This window comes from Planobispora longispora (assembly GCF_016863135.1).
GTDB lineage: Bacteria > Actinomycetota > Actinomycetes > Streptosporangiales > Streptosporangiaceae > Planobispora > Planobispora longispora.
In genome coordinates, this window is the sequence record NZ_BOOH01000039.1 from 127,532 (window position 1) to 145,975 (window position 18,444).

At 72.6% G+C, this 18,444-nt stretch carries 15 protein-coding genes and 1 pseudogene; 6 read left to right on the forward strand and 10 right to left on the reverse strand.

All coding sequences use genetic code 11. From position 1 onward, the window contains the following. Nucleotides 1-39: 39 nt before the first annotated feature. Genes Plo01_RS24015 through Plo01_RS24030 form a run of 4 tightly spaced genes read right to left on the reverse strand, consistent with a single transcriptional unit; the run spans nucleotide 40 to nucleotide 8,832 of the window. Entirely contained in the window at nucleotides 40-1,257 is a 1,218-nt protein-coding gene (locus Plo01_RS24015) for a glycosyltransferase (RefSeq protein WP_203892930.1), read from the reverse strand. Further along, nucleotides 1,254-2,774, reverse strand: coding sequence for an MFS transporter (locus tag Plo01_RS24020; protein WP_239316926.1), 1,521 nt, complete (start codon nucleotides 2,772-2,774; stop codon nucleotides 1,254-1,256). The genes Plo01_RS24015 and Plo01_RS24020 overlap by 4 nt, the downstream gene beginning before the upstream one ends. Beyond that, on the reverse strand, nucleotides 2,771-7,078 hold the full coding sequence (locus tag Plo01_RS40505; RefSeq protein ID WP_239316928.1) for an MMPL family transporter: 4,308 nt from the start codon (nucleotides 7,076-7,078) through the stop codon (nucleotides 2,771-2,773). The genes Plo01_RS24020 and Plo01_RS40505 overlap by 4 nt, the downstream gene beginning before the upstream one ends. Then, complete coding sequence (locus Plo01_RS24030) at nucleotides 7,078-8,832, reverse strand: fatty acyl-AMP ligase (RefSeq protein ID WP_203892931.1); 1,755 nt, start codon at nucleotides 8,830-8,832, stop codon at nucleotides 7,078-7,080. The genes Plo01_RS40505 and Plo01_RS24030 overlap by 1 nt, the downstream gene beginning before the upstream one ends. A 226-nt stretch (nucleotides 8,833-9,058) precedes the next feature. On the opposite strand from Plo01_RS24030, the gene Plo01_RS24035 reads away from it, so the two are divergent. Continuing rightward, entirely contained in the window at nucleotides 9,059-9,703 is a 645-nt protein-coding gene (locus Plo01_RS24035; protein WP_239316930.1) for an IclR family transcriptional regulator, read from the forward strand. 67 nt (nucleotides 9,704-9,770) lie between these two features. Here the strand turns inward: Plo01_RS24035 and Plo01_RS24040 are convergent, their stop codons facing one another. Genes Plo01_RS24040 through Plo01_RS24055 form a run of 4 tightly spaced genes read right to left on the reverse strand, consistent with a single transcriptional unit; the run spans nucleotide 9,771 to nucleotide 13,403 of the window. Next, nucleotides 9,771-11,054 (reverse strand): ABC transporter permease, encoded by a 1,284-nt coding sequence (locus tag Plo01_RS24040; RefSeq protein ID WP_203892932.1) that lies wholly within the window; start codon nucleotides 11,052-11,054, stop codon nucleotides 9,771-9,773. Then, complete coding sequence (locus Plo01_RS24045; RefSeq protein ID WP_203892933.1) at nucleotides 11,051-11,812, reverse strand: ABC transporter ATP-binding protein; 762 nt, start codon at nucleotides 11,810-11,812, stop codon at nucleotides 11,051-11,053. Before Plo01_RS24045 ends, Plo01_RS24040 begins: the two co-directional genes overlap by 4 nt. Then, entirely contained in the window at nucleotides 11,809-12,873 is a 1,065-nt protein-coding gene (locus Plo01_RS24050; protein ID WP_203892934.1) for an efflux RND transporter periplasmic adaptor subunit, read from the reverse strand. The genes Plo01_RS24045 and Plo01_RS24050 overlap by 4 nt, the downstream gene beginning before the upstream one ends. Further along, a complete protein-coding gene (locus tag Plo01_RS24055; RefSeq protein WP_203892935.1) occupies nucleotides 12,870-13,403 on the reverse strand; it encodes a hypothetical protein in 534 nt (177 codons plus the stop codon). The genes Plo01_RS24050 and Plo01_RS24055 overlap by 4 nt, the downstream gene beginning before the upstream one ends. Before the next feature lie 147 nt (nucleotides 13,404-13,550). Between Plo01_RS24055 and Plo01_RS24060 the strand changes: the two genes are divergently transcribed. Continuing rightward, the gene (locus Plo01_RS24060; protein WP_203892936.1) at nucleotides 13,551-14,204 is read left to right on the forward strand and encodes a response regulator transcription factor; all 654 of its coding nucleotides are present in this window, start codon (nucleotides 13,551-13,553) and stop codon (nucleotides 14,202-14,204) included. Nucleotides 14,205-14,284: 80 nt separating this feature from the next. Next, entirely contained in the window at nucleotides 14,285-15,457 is a 1,173-nt protein-coding gene (locus tag Plo01_RS24065; protein WP_239316932.1) for a sensor histidine kinase, read from the forward strand. A gap of 15 nt (nucleotides 15,458-15,472) precedes the next feature. Here the strand turns inward: Plo01_RS24065 and Plo01_RS24070 are convergent, their stop codons facing one another. Then, the gene (locus tag Plo01_RS24070; protein WP_203892937.1) at nucleotides 15,473-15,649 is read right to left on the reverse strand and encodes a hypothetical protein; all 177 of its coding nucleotides are present in this window, start codon (nucleotides 15,647-15,649) and stop codon (nucleotides 15,473-15,475) included. Nucleotides 15,650-15,751: 102 nt separating this feature from the next. Between Plo01_RS24070 and Plo01_RS24075 the strand changes: the two genes are divergently transcribed. Both Plo01_RS24075 and Plo01_RS24080 read left to right on the forward strand, forming a co-directional pair. Further along, the gene (locus Plo01_RS24075) at nucleotides 15,752-16,339 is read left to right on the forward strand and encodes a TetR/AcrR family transcriptional regulator (RefSeq protein ID WP_203892938.1); all 588 of its coding nucleotides are present in this window, start codon (nucleotides 15,752-15,754) and stop codon (nucleotides 16,337-16,339) included. A gap of 74 nt (nucleotides 16,340-16,413) precedes the next feature. Beyond that, nucleotides 16,414-16,554, forward strand: coding sequence for a hypothetical protein (locus Plo01_RS24080; protein ID WP_203892939.1), 141 nt, complete (start codon nucleotides 16,414-16,416; stop codon nucleotides 16,552-16,554). 41 nt (nucleotides 16,555-16,595) lie between these two features. Here Plo01_RS24080 and Plo01_RS41390 read toward each other — a convergent pair. Continuing rightward, nucleotides 16,596-16,919 (reverse strand): annotated as a pseudogene (locus Plo01_RS41390) (VOC family protein); the annotation flags it as partial. Nucleotides 16,920-17,176: 257 nt separating this feature from the next. Here Plo01_RS41390 and Plo01_RS24085 point away from each other — a divergent pair. After that, nucleotides 17,177-18,421, forward strand: a complete 1,245-nt coding sequence (locus Plo01_RS24085; RefSeq protein WP_203892940.1) for an ATP-binding protein — start codon at nucleotides 17,177-17,179, stop codon at nucleotides 18,419-18,421. The last annotated feature ends 23 nt before the right edge of the window (nucleotides 18,422-18,444 follow it).

An 18,444-nucleotide genomic window follows, 5' to 3' on the forward strand; every position in this document is an offset into this window, starting at 1 on the left:
ACTGTCCGAACAGGTTCGGTAAGGAATTCGTCAAAAACGTCACGCCTCCAGGGCCTCGCACGCCCGGGCCACCCCGTCCTCGGCCCGCAGCCGCTCGCCCAGGCGCGCCGCCGTCGCCCGCATCCCCTCATCCCGCACGGCCCGCGCCACCCGCCAGGTCAGCGCCGCCGCCGTGAGCCTGCGCACCGGCAACGGCGCCGGCCCGGCTCCCAGCGCCGCCACCCGGGCGCCCCAGAACGGCTGATCGGAGAAGAACGGGCAGACCACTCCCGGCACCCCGGCCCGCAGCGCCGTCCCGGTCGTCCCGGCGCCCCCGTGGTGCACCACGGCCGCCGTCCTGGGGAACAGCCACGCGTGATCCGTGTCGCCGGCCGCGAACATGTCATCCGCCCCGCCGTACGGCAGGCCCTGGAGCACGCCGCGCACCCCGGCCGCGCGCAGGGCCGCCACCACGGTCCCGGCGGTCGCCGCCGGATCGCCCGGGACCATGCTGCCGAAGCCCACGTAGACCGGGGGCGGCCCGGCCGCGAGGAACGCCTCCAGCTCCGGCGGCGGACTCCACCCGCGCCGCAGGAACCAGTAGCCGGTCAGATGCACGTGCCCCGGCCAGTCCCCGGGACGGCCCACGACCGACGGGCTCACCCCGCACAACACCGGCACGCCGCCGGACCGCGCCCGCCGGAAGGGGTCCCCCCGCATCGGGCCGAGCCCGAAGACCCGGCCCCGCAGGCGGTTCACCATCCGGCCCAGCAGCAGCCAGCTCAGCCGCTCGACGAGCGCGTAACTGCCCCGGTTGCCCCAGCCGCCGAGCGTGCGCAGGGGGACCAGCGGGTTGGGGAAGGCCCGGGTGGGCTCGCTGGGCTGGAAGTGCAGCAGCGCGTACGGCATGCCGTACCGCTCGGAGAGGTGATGCCCGAGCCCGCCCAGCGCCGGGGCGAGCACCAGGTCCGCATCGGCGCAGGCCGCGTCCACCTCGGTGACGAGCCGCTCGGCGAGCGGCTCCACGACTCTGCGGAAGCCCCGGACGAACCCGGCGGGCCCGCTCCGCAGCCACGCCTGCCCCTCCTCGGACTCCACGATCTTCAACGGGTCCACGCTGATCGGGGCGTGCTCCAGGCCCGCCTCCCCGACCAGTCCGCCGTACCGCCCGGCCGCGACGACCGTCACCCGATGACCGCGCGCCACGAGCCCGGCCCCCAGCGCCACGCACGGCTGGGTGTCGCCTCGCGAGCCGAACGCCAGGATCGCGATCCTCATCGGAGGCTCACCAGGCTGACGGCGGCTCCGGCCGCGACGAGCGCGGCGGCGGTGAGCAGGCCGGTGGAGTAACCGGCGGTGAAAGTCGCGGAGCCGCTGACGATCACCCCGATGAGCGCGATGCCGAACAGCCCCGAGACCTCACGCGCGACGCTGAACACGCCGCCCGCGACGCCCGCCCGCGTCTCCGGCACCGCGCCCAGCACGGCCGAGCCCAGCGGCATGGTCAGCGCCGAGCCGATCCCGATCACGCACACGGCGGGAAGCAGCTCCGCCCAGCCGTCCCCCGGCCGCAGGAACGCCACCGCGACCATGCCCGCCGCCACCAGGACCAGTCCCAGGGCGACCGTGCGGCTCGCGCCGAGACGGCCCTCCAGCGCCGGGACCAGCGGCGTGACCACGACGACGAGCAGGGCCAGCGGCACGAAGGCCAGGCCCGAGGCCGTCGGGCTGAAACCGAGGACCCCCTGGAGGAACAGTGCCGTGAAGAAGAACACGCCGTTGACGCCGAGACCCCAGAGCACCTGGGCGACCACCCCGCCGGTGAACGCCCGCGCCCGGAACAGCTCCAGATCGACCATCGGATCGCGGCCGAGCCGCTCCACCGCGACGAAGACGACCGCCGTGACCGCGCTGACCGCCAGCGCGGCCAGGATCACCGGCGAGGTCCAGCCCAGCTCGGCCCCGAAGGTCAGCCCGAACGTCCCGGCCGAGAGCACGACGACCGAGGCCGCGACCCCGGGGACGTCCACGCGGGCGGCCGTGTCGTCACGGGATTCAGGTACGGCGACGGCCGCGAGGGCGATCACCGCGGCGCCGAGGGGAACGTTGAGCAGGAAGACCCAGCTCCAGTGGGCGTGCTGGGTGAGGTAGCCGCCGACCACCGGGCCGAGGGCGAGCGCGCCCGCGCCGGAGGCCATCCAGACGGCGACGCCGACCGACCGTCGCCGGTCGTCGTTGCCGACGGAGACGACGGCCAGCATCGCGGGCAGGATCAGCGCGGCCCCGCATCCCTGGACCAGACGCGCCGCGACCAGGGCGCCCGCCGAACCGGCCAGCCCCGCGGCGAGGGACGCCAGCGTGAAGACCACGAGCCCGGCGAGGAGCACCTTGCGGCGGCCGTACACGTCGGCCAGGCGGCCCCCGGCGAGCATCAGCCCGGCGAAGGTCAGGACGTACCCGGTGACGACCCATTCGAGGGTCGCCAGCGACGCGCCCAGCTCGGTCTGGATGGTGGGCAGAGCGACCGTGACGACCGTGTTGTCCAGGGTCGTCACGAACCCCGCCAGCCCGACGACCAGCAACAACAACGCACGCCGGACCGGCGGCGGGCCCGCGCGGGTTCGCCCGGCGGGGACCTGCCCCGCGCCGTTCGGCTCGACGGGGACCTGCCCCGCGTGAGTTTGCTCGGTGGGGACCTGCCCCGTGTGGGTTCGCCCAGCGGGGACCTGTCCCACGCGATTCGGCTTGGCGGGAACCGATACCGGGTCGGCCGGTCCCGCGGCGAGGTCGCTCACTCGTCCACCTCGACCCACATCCATCCGGATCCATCCGGCTTGGGCCGTACGACCCGGGTGGTCCGCCGTTCCACGGCCGCCCAGCCACCGGCCCGCTCCGGTCGACGGGACGCGGGTTCGGGTTGCGGCGCGGGCCCCGGCCGGGCGGCGGGCGCGGGCGCCGGTACCGGTTGCGGAGCAGCCTGCGGTATGGCCGCGGGGTGCTCTTCGACCACCGGCGCGGCGACCGGCTGCGGGACGACCGCCGCGTCGGCCGAGGGCTGGAACACCGGCGGCGGCGCGACCGGGGGCTGAACGACCGGGGGCCGGGTGGGCGGAGGTTGAGTGACCAACGGCGGGACGACCGGGGGCGGGACGACCGGAGGCTGAACGGGTGGGGGTGGCGCAGCCGGAAGCCGGGTGACCGGGGGCGGCACGACCGGAGGCGGGGCAGGTGGAGGTGGCGCAGCCGGAAGCTGGACGGGCTGCGCGTAGGCGACGGGCTGCGAGGCTTCCGGCTGAGCGACGACCGGGGGCAGCGCGATGGCCCGTACTTCTTCGACCGGTTCCGGATCGACTCCGGGGGGTCCGGTGATCGGAACGATCCGCTTGCCGCGCTGCGGCCGCACCGGCGGCTCCAGCTGGTCGATGAGGTGGTTGCTGATCCCCGGCCTGCTCCGCGCATGGCGTGCGTCCTCGGCATCCGCCTCGGAGCCGCTCGCGCGCGACACCGGAGCGGGAAGCGCGGGGCGCGCCTCGGGGGCGGGACGCGAAGGCGCCTCAGGGGCCGGGACCGGGGGCGGGGCGGGAAGCGGGTGGACCGCGGGCACATTCGGCGGTTGCGGCGGCGCCGCAGGCACAACAGGCGGCTGCGCGTGAACGACAGGCGCGGCTGGCGGTGGTGAGGGCGCAGCGGGCGGTTGCGGCGGCGCCGCAGGTGCTACAGGCGGCTGCGCGTGGATGACAGGTACGGCTGGCGGGGGCGCAGCGGGCGGGGCCGGTGGTCGTGGTTGGGCCGGGGGTGCAGTGGGGGGGTGGCCGTGTTCCCGCGGCGTCAGGTTCTGGGGGGCGGGGTGGGACGGTGGGACGGGGTCCTCCTCGTCCACCTCGGCCCAGTGCCAGCCGGGGGCGTTCACGTTCGGCTTGACGACCTTCTTCTTCCGGCCGCGCGCCGGACCGGCCGGAGCCGTCGGGGCGGCATGCTCCGCGGCCGTGGGACGGGGCTCGGGCTGGGGGGACGGAACCGGCGGCGTGGGTTCGGGACTGTAAGCCTGTGACATGAGCTCCGAGGCAGGGTGGAGGGAAGCCGAGGCGTCGGACGGCGCGACGGTGTAGGGGTCCGGCTGCTGCCGGGACGGAGGTCTGGGACCGGTGTAGGGCTGAAGCCCGTTGGCGGGCACGAGCCCCGCGGAGCCGTTGGCGGGAAACGGACCGGGAACGCCGTTGGAAAAACCGGGGTCGGCTGCCGCGGGAACACCGGTGGACGCGAGGTCGGACATGAGGTCGGACGCGGCATCCGGTGCGGGACGGGGTGCGGCGCCGGGTTCGGGATCGATTCCGGGATCGGACGCGTGATCGGGCATCCCACTGGTCGCCGCCACGGGCACGCCGTTACGACCGGGTCTGTACGGATCGTGATGAGCGGATCCGGACAGACCGCCGCGAGCGAGGCCGGGCAGATCATCGTGAACGAGTTCGGGCAGACCGCTGTGGGCGTGTCCTGGCAGATCATCGTGAACGAGGCCGGGCAGACCGCTGTGGGCGGGTCCAGGCAGACCGCCTTGAGCGGGAACGGGCAGGTCACCGGGGGCATGTCCGGGCGGACCGTCGTGAGCCGGGGTGGGCGGGTCACCCGGGGTGGGAGCGGGCTGACCGTCGGGGGTGTTGTGAACACCGTTGGAAGCGGCCGGGAGGGGGATGGCGGGGGTCCGGGGCGGCGGGAGGGACGCCTCCGGGCGGCGGGACCGGACGGCGCGGTGCGCGCCGGTTCCGGCGCCGATGCCGCGGCCGCGGCCCGTGCCGGCGGCGACCTCGCGCTCCACCGTCATGGAGGCCCCACCGGGAGGGAGCGCTCCAATGGGAAGGGCGTGCTCGCGGGGCTCACGGAGTTCGATCCGCCGGTGGAAGCTCCGCAGGCCGGCCGGCAGCCACCAGTTGGCGTTGCCCATCAGCCGCATCGTCGCGGGCACCAGCAGCGCCCGGACCAGCGTCGCGTCCACGACGATGGCCACGAACATGCCGACGCCGAGCATCTTCACCACGGTGATCCCGGCGGTGGAGAAGGCGGCGATGACCACCAGCAGCAGCAGGGCGGCGCTGGTGATCAGGCCGCCGGTCCGTTCCAGGCCGGCCGCCACGGCGGCGGTGTTGTCCCCGGTCCGCAGCCACTCCGCCCGCACCCTGCTGAGCAGGAACAGCTCGTAGTCCATCGACAGGCCGAACACCACCGCCAGGATCAGGACGGTGACGGTCGCCTCGATGGCTCCGGTCGGGGTGAACCCCAGCGGGCCCGCGAGGTTGCCGTCCTGGAACGCCCACACGATCACACCGAAGGACGCCCCCAGGGACAGGACGTTCATCAGGATCGCCTTGATCGGCAGCAGGATCGAGCCGAACGCGGCGAACAGCAGCAGGCCGATCATCAGGCAGACGACCAGGGCGGTCCACGGCAGCGTGGCGGTCAGGCTGGCCTGGAGGTCGAGCTGCGCGGCGGTGGGCCCGCCGACGACCACGTCCCGGAAGTCGGGGTCGCGGGGCAGGTCGCGGATCTCTTCGACCAGCGCGCGGGCCTCGTCCGACATGGGGTCCTCGTCGTAGCGGACCGCGAGCCGTACCGCGCCGTTGTTCTGCGAGATGCCCGTGACGGCGACCCCGGTGACGTGGTCGAGCCCCTTGAGCCGGTCGGCGAAGGCCTTCACGTCCAGCGGGCCGATCTCGGTGACGGGGCTGATCCCGGAGTTGCCGACCCCGACCGGGCCGACGCGCCCGCCCACCTCCGAGGGGAGCGCGCCCGGCGCGGCGGCGGTCATCGGCCCGACCAGGGTGCGTTCGACGAGCACGACGACCTCGATGGGCGACATCGCGTTCCTGGCGAAGTCCCGGTCGATCCGCTCGGCGACCTGGCGGCTCTCGAACCGCTCGGGCAGCACCCGGTGGTCCACGTTGCCGAAGCGCACGTGCAGGAACGGCGCGGCCAGCGCGAGCAGCACCACGCTGACGCCGACCAGGTAGAGCACGGGCCGCTTCATCACGCTGGAGGCGATCGCGTGCCAGGTCCCCCCGCTCCGGCGCATGCCGAAGTCAGGCATGATCTTGATGGCGTCGACCTTCGGACCGAGCACGGCCAGCAGCGCGGGCAGCACGATCAGCGCCGCCGCCATCGCGACCAGCACCACCGCCGCCGCGCCCAGCCCGAGCGAGCGCAGGAACATCTGCGGGAACAGCAGCAGCCCGCACAGCGAGGTCGCCACGGTCAGGCCGGAGAAGGCGACCGTCCGCCCGGCCGTCGCCATGGTCCGCACGACCGCCGTCTCCACCGGGGAGCCCCGGTGGACCTCCTCGCGGAAGGCGTTCAGGACGAACAGGGAGTAGTCGATGGCCAGGCCGAGGCCGAGCATCGTGACGACGTTCAGCGAGAAGACCGAGACGTCGGTGATCTCGGTGAGCAGCCGGAGCAGCGCGAGCGCGCCGATCACCGAGAGCAGCCCGACGACGAGCGGGAGCCCGGCGGCGACCAGGCTGCCGAAGACGACGGCGAGCAGGACCAGCAGGACCGGCATCGAGATCGCCTCGGCCTGCTGCAGGTCGAGGCTGGTCTGCGTGTTGAGGTCCTTCAGCAGCGGGATCCGGCCGCCGACCTGGACGGTGTACCCGGCCGGGGCCGCCCGGAGCCGCTTCTCGATCGCGGTGTAGCCGTTCTGCTTGGTCAGTTCGCCGCCGCGCAGGCTGACCAGCGCGTAGGTGGAGTGCCTGTCGGTGGAGACGAGCTCCCCGGCCTTGCTCGTCCAGTAGGTGGTCAGCTTGGTGACGTGCCCGGCGGGAAGCCCCTTCAGGGCCGTGTGCACGGCCTCCTTGAACCGGTCGTCGTCGGCGTCGATCTCCGGGTTCGTGTAGAGCACGACCACGTCGGGCGAGCTGCCGCCGAACCACTTCCCGCTCCACTGCGCGGCCATGGTGGACTCGGCCCCGGGGTCGTCGAACCCGCCGTCGGTCATCCGGCCGAACAGCCCCAGCCCGAGGTACCCGGCCACGACGGCGAACACCGTCCCCAGCGCCAGCAGGGACCAGCGCCCTCGGTAGACGGCCCGTCCAAGCGACTCGAACATCAGGCTCCGGCATCCTCTGCGGCGGGGTCCGGGGCCGCTCCGAAGACGCCGTCGAGGTAAGCCCGCGCGCACGCGCGCCGGGCGATCTTCCCGCTCGACGTGCGCGGTACGGCGCCCGCCTCGACCAGCACGAAATCGTGCAGCCGCAGGTCGTGGTTGCGGGCGACGGCGGCCCGGATGGTGGCCGCGATCTCGGCGGGGTCCCGGCCCTCGGCCTTGCGGGAGCGCTCGGCCACCACCACCAGCCGCTCGGTCTCCTCCCCCGGCACCGCGAACGCCGCCACGTGGTCCCGGCGGACGGCGGGGTCGGCCTCCTGCACGGTGACTTCCACATCCTGTGGATAGTGGTTGCGCCCGTCCACGATGATCAGGTCCTTGATCCGTCCGGTGATGTAGAGCTCACCCTCGTGGATCACGCCCAGGTCCCCGGTCCGCAGCCAGGTCCCCTCCGCGCCCCCGAGCACGTTGCCGAAGGTCTCCGCGGTGCGCTCCTCGTCGCGCCAGTAGGCTCTCGCCACGTTCGGCCCGCGCACCCAGATCTCGCCGACCTCGCCGTCGGGCCCGGCCGTGCCGTCCTCGGCCACGATCACCACGTCCTGGCCGGTCGGCACCCCGCAGGAGACCAGCTCGCTGACCCGCCCGGCGGGCGCCTGCCCGGATCCGCCGGACGGCGCCGCGACCGGCACGGCCCGCCCGGCGGTGAGCGCGTCCCGGTCGAACGCGGTCACCCGGACCGGCAGGCCCCGGTCCATCGCCGTGACGAACACGGTCGCCTCCGCCAGGCCGTACCCGGGGGTGTGCGCCTCGGGACGGAGCCCGCAGGCGGCGAACGCCTCGGAGAACCGGTGGATCGTGCTGCCCCGGAGCGGTTCGGCGCCGTTGAGCATGACCGCGACCCCGGACAGGTCGAGCGTGGCCTTCTCCGCCTCGGTGACCCGGCTCGCGGTGTACTCGTAGGCGAAGTTGGGGCCGCCGGTGAACACGTCGTCGTACTCGCTGAGCAGGCGCAGCCACCGGACCGGGTGCATGATGAACGCCACCGGGTCCATGAAGACCGCCTGGTTCCCGCCGACGATCGGCGCGGCGATCGTCGCGATCAGGCCCATGTCGTGGAAGAGCGGCAGCCACAGCACCGCCGTGGACGTGCGGGGCGCGGCGCGGAACGCCTCCCAGAGCTGCTCGGCGTTGGCGGTGAAGTTGCCGTGGCTGATCTCGACCCCGGCCGGGACGCGCGTGGAGCCCGAGGTGTACTGCAGGTAGGCCAGGTCGCCCCGGGTGATCGGCTCCGGCTCCCACTCGTCGGCGAGCAGGTCGGAGACCGTGTCCATGGTGATGATCGCCTTGGGCCGGGGCGCGGCCTGCCCGTCGATGAAGGCCTTGACGCTCTCCGTGGCGGGGGTCGTGGTGAGCACGCAGACGGGGTCGGCGTCGGAGTAGGCCCGGACCAGACGGTCGGCGTGACCGGGCAGGTCGGGGGCGAACAGCGGTACCGCGATCACCCGCGCGTACATCGTGGCGAGCATCGCGACCACGTACTCCAGCCCCTGCGGCGCCAGGATCGCCGCCCGGTCCCCGGGGCTGGCCACCTCGCGCAGCCGTACGGCCAGCGCCCTCGCCCGCAGGTCCGCCTCGGCCCAGGAGAGCGTGTGCCGGGTCCCCTCGGCGGAGTCCGCGTAGTCCACGAAGGTGTAGGCCGGTGCGTCCGGGATCTCCCTCGCCCACCGCGCGACTCGGAGGATCAGCGGCTCGCTCATGCTCAGTCCCCTCGCCGGAGTACAGGGAGTTAGCAACTTACGGCAGTGACCCACGCACTTCTTGCCAAAGCGCTGCACATTCCTCGTGGCCGCTTGTTACCGCCATGACAACCCGCGACCAACCGGGCGAACCACCGGCCGGGAGGCTCGTTTCCCGGGTTCGCCGCCCCTCTCCCCGGGCCCCGGATCCTCCCTTCCTCGATAATCGGGACATGCACCGCACTTCGTGGACGCCCTGATGGCGGCCGAGTCCTCGCAGACCCTCGACCGCGGCCTGCGCCTGCTCCGACTGCTCGCCGACGGCCACCGCGGTCGCACCCCCACCGAGCTCGCGACCGAGCTGGAGCTGAGCCGCCCGGCCGTCTACCGTCTGCTCACGACCCTGCAGAAGGAGGGCTTCGTCCGCCGCGACGGCGACGGCCGCGTCCACCTCGGCTTCGCCGTGCTCGTCCTGGCGCGCGCCGTGCAGCCCCTGCTGCGCGAGGGGGCCCTGCCCACCCTGCGCCGGCTGGCCGAGGAGGTCGGCGCCACCGCCCACCTGACCGTGTCCGAGGGCGAGGACGGCCTGGCGGTGGCGGTCGTGGAGCCGTCCTGGACCGACATGCACGTCGCCTACCGCGAGGGTTCCCGCCATCCCCTGTCCCGGGGCGCGGCGGGCCTGGCCATCCTCGCCCTGCGCGGGGGCCGGACCGGTTACGTCGCCACCGAGGGCCAGCTCCAGGAGGGCGCCCACGGCGTCGCCGCCCCCGTCCCCGGCCTCCCCTGGCTGGAGGCCTCCGTCGGCGTCGTCTCCTTCACCTCCCTCGATCCCGCCGTCATCGGCCCCCGCGTCGCCACCGCCGCCGAGTCCCTCTCCCGCTCCCTGGCCTGACCCGCTCCCCGGCCCGCCCCTCCCTCCGGCCCGGTCGCCGCGCCGCGCCCTCGCGCGCCGCGGCGGTTCAGCTCGTGGACAGGGCCGCGGTCGGGGACATGCGGGCGGCGCGCATGGCGGGGTAGATCCCGGCGACGGTGCCGATGAGCAGGGTGGCGCCGACCGCGCCGCCGACCGCCCACGGCGGCACGACGGGAGGCCAGTCGCGGGACACGGCGTAGCCGGCGGTGGCGAGGGCGCCCAGGGCCGTCCCGGCGACGCCGCCCAGGGCCGACAGCAGCAGCGACTCCGCCAGGAACTGGACGCGGACCTGGCCCCGGGTCGCGCCGAGCGAGCGGCGCAGGCCGATCTCCCGGCGGCGCTCCAGCACCGAGATCACCATGGTGTTCGCCACGCCCACCCCGCCGACCAGCAGCGCGACCGCGCCGAGCCCGAGCAGCAGGTTGGTGAAGGCGCCCGCCGCCGCGGCCCTGGCGGCCAGCGCGTCGGAGGGCCTGCTGACCTCGACCTCATTCGGGTTCTCCGGGTTGACCGTGCGGGGCAGCACCGCCCGTACGGCCTCCACCGCCTCCTCCGCCGAACGCTCGTAGATCGTCGTCGGGTGCCCGTCGAATCCCAGGAGCCTCTCGGCGACCGGGAACCCGACGAGGGCCGAGCGTTCGATCTCCGGGGCCAGCGGCATCGGCTCCAGGATGCCGATGACGGTGAACCACCGGTCGCCCATCCACACCCGGACGCCGGTCCTGGTGACGCCGAGCCGTTCGGCGGCCTTGGAGCCGAGGACGACGGCGGGCTGCCGTTCGGTCGCGGCGTTCAGCCAGGTCCCCTTCGCCACGCCGCCCTCCAGCGTGGTCAGCAACCCGCCGGTCGCGGCCTGGACGGAGATGCCGCCGGTCACGGCCTCGGGGATGCGGTCGGTGCGCCGGACGCTGGTGTCGACGTCGCCGGTGGCGGAGGCCGTGCGGACGGGACCGATGCGTTCGACCATGTCCAGCGCGGTGGTGGGCAGCCGGGCCTCCTCGCCGAACACGGTCTGCCCCGGGGACACCGTGAGCAGGTTGGTGCCGAGCCTGTCGAGCTGGCGCAGGAGCTGCTCGCGCGAGGAGGACGAGATGCCGATCACCGCGATCATGGTGGCGATCCCGATCGCGATCCCCAGCGCCGACAGGATCACCCGGGTCGGGCGGGCCCGCAGCCCGGACGCGCCCGCGCGCAGCACGTCGGAGGGGCTGAGCCGGGCGGGGGCCGGCCTCCGGGCCGGGGCCGGTCTCCGGGTGGGATCCGGTCGCCGGCCCGATCCCCGCCGCCGTCCGCGCGTCGTCTCCGGACCTCCCTTGTGACCTGCCGTCATGTCCGGACCTCCTTCATGGTCTCCGCGGGCCGGTCGGTGCCGTCGCCGTGGTCGCCGACGATCCGGCCGTCGCGGACGCGCACCCGGCGCGGGCACCATTCGGCGATCTCCATGTCGTGAGTGATGATCGCGATCGTCGTGCCCGCGGCGTGCAGGTCGCGGAGCACCCCCAGCACCTCGGTCCCGGCGGCGGAGTCCAGGTTCCCGGTGGGCTCGTCGGCCAGGAGCAGGGGCGGGTCGCCGGCCACCGCGCGGGCCACCGCGACGCGCTGCTGCTCCCCGCCCGACAGCTGGTTCGGCCGGTGTCCCAGCCGGTGGCCGAGCCCCACCCGCTCCAGTGCCGCGGCGGCCCGCTCTCTCCGCTCCCGCCGGGCGACACCGGTGTAGAGCAGGCCGTCGGCCACGTTGTCCAGGGCGTTCAGGCCGGGGTCCAGGTGGAACTGCTGGAAGACGAATCCGAGAGTGCGCCCGCGCAGGGCCGACAGCTCGCGGTCGGACAGGTCGGCGATGTCGTACCCGCCGATGCGCACGGTGCCGCCGGTGGGCCGGTCCAGGGTCCCGATGACGTGGAGCATGGTGGACTTGCCGGAGCCGGACGGGCCGACGATGGCCAGCAGCTCGCCGCCGGCCACCGTCAGGTCCACCCCGCGCAGCGCGTGCACGCCGCCGGGGTAGACCTTCGTGACGTCGCGGAGGTCCACGACGTGCGGCGCACCCGGGTCACGGGCGTCCCCGCCCCCGGTGTGAGGGACGCTCATGTCGCGGGCACCCCGACCTCCATGCCCTCCGCCAGCCCGGTGCCGCTGACCTCCACCATGCCGCCGCCGAACGCGCCGGTCTCCACCGCCACGACGCGGGTCGAGCCGCCCTCGACCACCTCGACGCCGAACCCGCCCTCGCGCAGCGCCAGCAGCGCCTCCACGGGTACGGCCAGCACGTTCTCGTGCCGCTCGCTCTCCATCTCCACCTCGACGGGAGCCTGGTCCAGCTTGGTCTTGGGCGTCTTGTCCAGCGCGATGTCGACGTCGATGGTGGTGGTGCCGTCCTCTCCCTGGCCGGAGGAGCCGCGCTCGGCCACCGCGCCCACCGAGATGATCTTCCCCGTGACGCGCTCGCCGCCGGGCAGCTCGACCGTCACCTCGGCGCCCTTGCGGGCCAGGGACTGGTCGGCGGTGTCGAGATCCACGTGCACCAGCCGGCGGACGCCGCTGACCGTGAAGGTCTCCCGTCCGGGGCCGATCCGGTCGCCGACCGCGACCTTGGCGTCGGTGACGCGGACCGCCGAGGGCAGGAACACCACCTGGGAGGCGTCCACCCGGCCGGTCTCCGGCAGCCCCCGGTCGTCCTGCCATTCCTCGACGGCCAGGCGGGTGGCGTAGCTGAAGTGGTCGTCCACGGTCAGGTCGTCGCCGTACCCGAGCGCCTTGAGGTTGCGCTCCAGCTGCTCCACGTCCGGCCCGTCCGAGACGCCCTGCCGCAGCTCCCGGTAGAGCGGGAGCTTGCCGTACATGAGCACGACCGGCTCGCGGTCGGCCTTGAGCAGCGGGCGGCCGCGACGGATCACCGCGCCCTCCTCCGCCACCCAGGTCACCGTGCCGGAGGCGCCGGTGCTCAGGCGGCGCTCGTCGGAGTAGGTGAGCACGCCGTCGACGCTCTTGGTGTCCACCAGGTCCTGCCGGGTGATCGGCGCCGTGGCCGGGACGGGCGTCGTGGCGGGCGTCGCCGCGTCGGTGCCGCCGTCCCCGAGGACGGTGATCACCGCCCAGGCGGCGGCCACCGCGAGCAGGCCCCCGCCGGCGAGGGTGAGCCCCTTCCTCATGACGGGCCACCGCCGGGCTGGAACTCCTTGCACGCCTCCTGGGCTTCCTCGACCTTCTCCTCCGACGTCCCCTGCGGGATCTGGATCATCATCTTGCCGTCGGCGCCGGGATCCTTCATGGGGATGCCGTGCTCGCGCATGCACTGGGCGAACTTGATCCCCTGGTCCAGCGTCTTCTGGTCGGGCTTCCCCGCCCGGTCGCCGACCGCGGCGTCCATGAAGTGCTTGCACGCCTCCTGGGCCTCCTGGATCTTCTCGCCCTTCCCCTTCGCCTTGATCCTGATCGCGCCGTCGGCGCCGGGGTCCTCCATGTCGACGCCGTGCTCGCGCATGCACTGGGCGAACTTCAGCGCCGCCTCCCTCGGGTCGGTGGAGGCGGAGGCCGAGGCCGAGGCCGACGGTGACGCCGCGGACGTGGCCGTGCCGCCGTCCGCGCTGGCCACCCCGCTGCTCTCGGCCGGGGCCCCGCACCCGGCCAGGGGCAGCGCGAGGGCCAGAGGGACGGCGGCCATCAGTAGCCGAACTTTCATGACTGTCGCTCCTTGACGCCGCGGGTCGTTCGCCCCCGGCGCGAACTCACTTCAGCGACTCCGGTGCTAAACGCGGATAAGCCAGTGCCTTATCTGCGGTTAACACCTGATCCGTCACTCTCGGGGGGCGGAGGAAGGGGGCGCGGGATGAGGGTGCTCGTCGTGGAGGACGAGGAGGAACTGGCCGACGCCATCGCGCGCGGCCTGCGGCTGCACGCGATCGCCGTCGACGTGGCCTACGACGGGCGGGAGGCGCTGGAGATGGCGGCCTACACGCCCTACGACGTCGTCGTCCTGGACCGGGACCTGCCCGAGGTGCACGGCGACGACGTCTGCCGCGAGCTGAGGGCCGGGAGCGCGGGCGGGCGGGTCCTCATGCTGACGGCGGCCGGGCAGGTCCGCGACCGGGTCGACGGCCTCTCCCTCGGCGCGGACGACTACCTGGTCAAGCCGTTCACGTTCGCCGAGCTGGTGGCCCGGGTCCGGGCGCTCTCCCGCCGCGCGTCGCGGGCGGCGCCGTCCACGCTGGAGCGGGCCGGGGTGAGGCTCGATCCCGCGCGCCGTACGGTCACCCGCGACGGGCGGGACATCACGCTGAACCGCAAGGAGTTCGACGTGCTGCACGAGCTGATGCGCGCCTGCGGGCGCCTGGTCACCTCGACTGAGCTGCGCAAGAGCGTCTGGGACGAGTACGCCGACGCGGGCAGCGGGGTGCTGCGCGTCACGCTCACCTCGCTGCGCAGGAAGCTCGGCGCCCCCTCCATGATCGAGAACGTGCCCGGCCGGGGGTACCGGCTGTGAGGGCCGCGCGCCGCGTCCTCCCCCGGCCCCTCCCACGGCCCCTGCCGCGCGTCCGCCCGTGGCACCGGCTGGGCCTGCGGATGCGGCTCACGCTCCTGTACGGCGGGCTGTTCTTCCTGGCCGGGTCGCTGCTGCTCTGGTCGACCTACCTGCTGACCGCCAGGGCTCTGGACCAGAAGTTCTCCCTGAAAATCATCGACCGGGGTCCGGCCGCTCCGACCGCGGAGCCCCTGCCCACGGAACCGGCCCCGAGTGACGTGCTCTTCCACCGAGTGGTGGGGGACGTCCAGCAGCGGGCCGGCGGCGTGCTCGACGAGCTGCTGCGCTCCTCGCTGGTCATCATGATCCTGATCGGGATCGTCGCGCTGGTCCTCGGCTACCTGGTGGCCGACCGGGCGCTGCGCCCGCTGGACCGGGTGACCGAGACCGCGCAGCGGCTCTCGGAGAGCACACTGCACGAGCGGATCGCGCTACGCGGCCCGCACGACGAGGTCAAGCGGCTGGCCGACACGTTCGACGCGATGCTCGACCGCCTGCACCGGGTCTTCGACGGCCAGCGGCGGTTCATCGCCAACGCCTCCCACGAGCTGCGCACCCCCCTGGCGATCAACCGTACGGTCCTGGAGGTGTCGCTGGAGGAACCCGACGCCTCGCCCGACCTCAAGGCGCTGGCCCGCGCGCTGCTGGCCACCAACGCCCGCTACGAGCGGCTCATCGAGGGGCTGCTCCTGCTGGCCCAGTCGGAGCAGGAACTGACCGCGCGCAAGTCCCTCGGCCTCGACCAGGTCGTGCGCGCCGCCCTCGACCAGCTCGACCTGCACGCTCCGAGCTCCCGGAGACGGCCCGTCACCGTCCACCGGGACCTGAGCCCGGTGACGGTCGAGGGCGACCCCCTCTTCCTGGAACGCGCCGTCTTCAACCTGGTGGAGAACGCGATCAAGTACAACGTGCGGGACGGGCAGGTGTGGATCTCCTGCGGGGAGGACGGCCTGGTGGTGGAGAACACCGGGGCGCCCGTCCCGCCGTACGAGGTGGACGATCTCTTCGAGCCCTTCAGGCGGCTGCAGGGCGACCGGGTGCGCTCGGCCCGCGGATCGGGTCTCGGGTTGTCGATCGTCCGCGCCATCGTGGACGCCCACGGCGGCACGGTCACCGCCGCCGCGCGCCCCGAGGGGGGCCTGCGCGTCGTCGTCGGCCTGCCCTCCTCCCCCGCCGTGACGGCCGGGGAGGAGGACACGCGCCGAGCCCCGTAGCCCTTTCACCGCGGGTCACCGGTTGCCGCCGGGCTTCGGCAGGGGCCTGGGCCGCGGGACGGAGCGCGGCCGCGGGGCCTGCCGCCGGGGCGCCGGCTTGGCCTGGGGGAAGGGGCGGGAGTGCGGCGCCGCGGCCCGCGACGTGACGGGCGGCAGCGCGAAGGTGATCTGGACGTTGAGCTGGTCTCGCATCGTTGCCCTCTCTGGCACTCTATTTGTAGTACTCCGGTTGGAGTGGTTAAAACGTAGTACTACGCTTAGAGTGGTGTCAACACCGACTCAGGAGAGATTGCGATGCGGCAGAATCCGGCACGACGGGCGGCGCTCCTCGACGCGGCCATCGAGGTCCTCGCCCGCGAAGGGGCACGCGGACTGACCTTCCGCGCCGTCGACGTCGAGGCCCAGGTGCCCAACGGCACCGCCTCCAACTACTTCAGCAACCGCGACGACCTGCTCACCCAGGTCGGCCACCGCTTCTACGAGCGGGTGGTGCCCGACCCCGGCGTGATGGCCGCCGGACTGGAAGGCCCCCGCGACCGCGCCAAGGTCACCGAGCTGATGCACGAGCTGGTGGACCGCGTCAGCCACTTCCGCTCCGGATACCTGGCCCTGCTGGAGCTGCGACTGGAGGCCACCCGCCGCCCGGAGTTGCGCCGCCTGCTCACCGAGCGCATCCGCGCCGACGTCGACGCCAACATCGACTACCACCTGAAGTCGGGCCTGCCCGGCGACGCGACCACCGTGGTCCTGCTCTACCTGGCGCTGAACTGGCTGATCGTGGAGCGGCTCACGCTGCCCGACGTCTTCCCCGAAGAGCAGATCCACGCCCTGGTCACCGACGTGGTCGAACGCGTCCTCCCCGACCCCGCCCGCTCATCCTGACGCCTGCCACGACCAGAAGTCCTCCGTCCGATCTCCTGACTTCCCCGGGCAGCAGGCGCGATTGTTCACGGATCGTGTTCGAAGGCCGACTCGCGGAATCCTCCGACGCCCCGCACAGAAAGGAGGACCTCGACGACGGTCTGGGACAGCCGCCCCCGCAGGCGCTTGCGCCGATCGAGGAGAACCTGTTCGCCTGCTCGGGTCTCTCCGACTGACCTACGACCTCCGCGGGGAGCGGCTCGAGGAACTCCAGGCGGTTGCCGTGGCAGTCCTCGCTGTGGAAGCGGCGCATGCCGGGGAAGTCATCGTCGTAGGTGACGGGATATCCGGCCTCGGAGAGGCGGCGGGCCCAGGCGTCGAGATCCTGGACCAGGAGGGCGGGGTGGGCCTTGCGGGCGGGACGGAAGTCGGCCTCGACTCCGAGATGCAGCTCGACGCCGTACCCCCGGAACCAGCACCCGCCCCGCGCGGCGAGCACCGGGGGCTTGGGGATCTCGGCCAGGCCGAGCACACCCGCATAGAACTCTCGGAGTGCGGCCTCACTCCCGGCCGGACAGGACAGTTGGACGTGGTGCAACATCGCAACCTCCGAAGATATCTCCACACCAAGATTCTTTAAGTCAAAGTATCAAGGAATCAGGCGCCAAGCCTGGGCACGACTGGGCTACCACATAGCACGGCGACCACTAGGCGATCTTGAAAGAGCGGCCGGGCACGTCGACAGGGCACTCATCCACCTCGGCAGATTGCATATTGATCTTCGGCAGATTGCAACTCATCGTCCGGCAGATTGCACATAAATCTTCGGCAGATTGCACATATCAGTAGGATGAGACGATGCGGAAAGCCGTCGACTATCGTCCTCGCCGGGCCTTCGACCTCGTCTCAGAGGCACTCCTCGATACCCGTGTCGTCGTCATCAACGGCGCCCGTCAGGTAGGGAAGAGCACCCTCGCAGAGCGCGTCGTGCATGAGCATGCCGACGGTATCTCGCGGTTCCTGGACCACCCACTGACGCGCAGTGCCGCAGAGGAGGATCCGATCCGGTTCATCGACCACGACGGGTTGATGCTCATCGATGAGGTTCAGCGGGTTCCAGACCTCTGGCTCGCCATCAAATACCTGGTAGATCGAGAACCTCGCCCAGGGCGGTTCCTTCTGACGGGATCAGCACGACTACTCAGCTTGAGCAGTCTTCCGGACAGCCTCCCAGGAAGATCCGAGACGATCGAACTCTGGCCGCTCTCTCAAGGGGAGATCGACGACGAGCCGGATGGTTTCATCGACGCGGTGTTCACGTACGGTGCCGCTCTCCAAACCGGACCGCGAGATCTACGCCGGAAGGACTACCTCGAGCGCGCGATCCGCGGGGGCTTTCCCGAAGCGGTCAAGCGAGAGACATCCCGGCGGCGTCAGCGGTTCTTCCAGAGCTACGTCGATGATCTGATCTCACGTGACGTCAAGCAGGTGGCGGACATCCAGAAGGCAGGAGACATGCGGCGTCTGATCTCCCTGCTCGCCGCACAGACCGGAGGACTGTTGAACGTCAACAGACTCGCCAGTGAGCTTGGCGTCTCCCGTCCGACCGTCCAGAGATATGTGGAAATCCTGGAGACCGTCTACCTGATCCGTCTCATCCCCGCGTGGTCGGCCAACACCACAACCCGCGCAGTGGCGACTCCGAAGGTGACCTTCGTGGACGCAGGACTCGCCGCATACCTCATGGGGCCGTTGACGGATCTCTCCGTCGGAGGGCTGATGGAGAACTTCGTCCTGGCCGAGATCGCCCGGCAGCTGTCCTGGTCCGATACGGACGCGAGAATCCACCACTACCGCGACCGTGACCAGAACGAAGTCGACGGCGTCATCGAGGACAACGCCGGCCGGGTCGTCGGCATCGAGGTGAAAGCAGCGGAGACCGTACGGTCGGCGGATTTCAAGGGATTGCGCCTACTCCAGGAGCGGCTCGGCCCACGGTTCCTCGCGGGGTTCGTCCTGTACTGCGGGTCACAATCGCTGAGCTTCGGGGACGGCCTCGCCTGCCTTCCCGTCTCCGCTCTCTGGACCACTCCCTCTCCGTAGCCCACTCGGCGGGGGACCGCGGG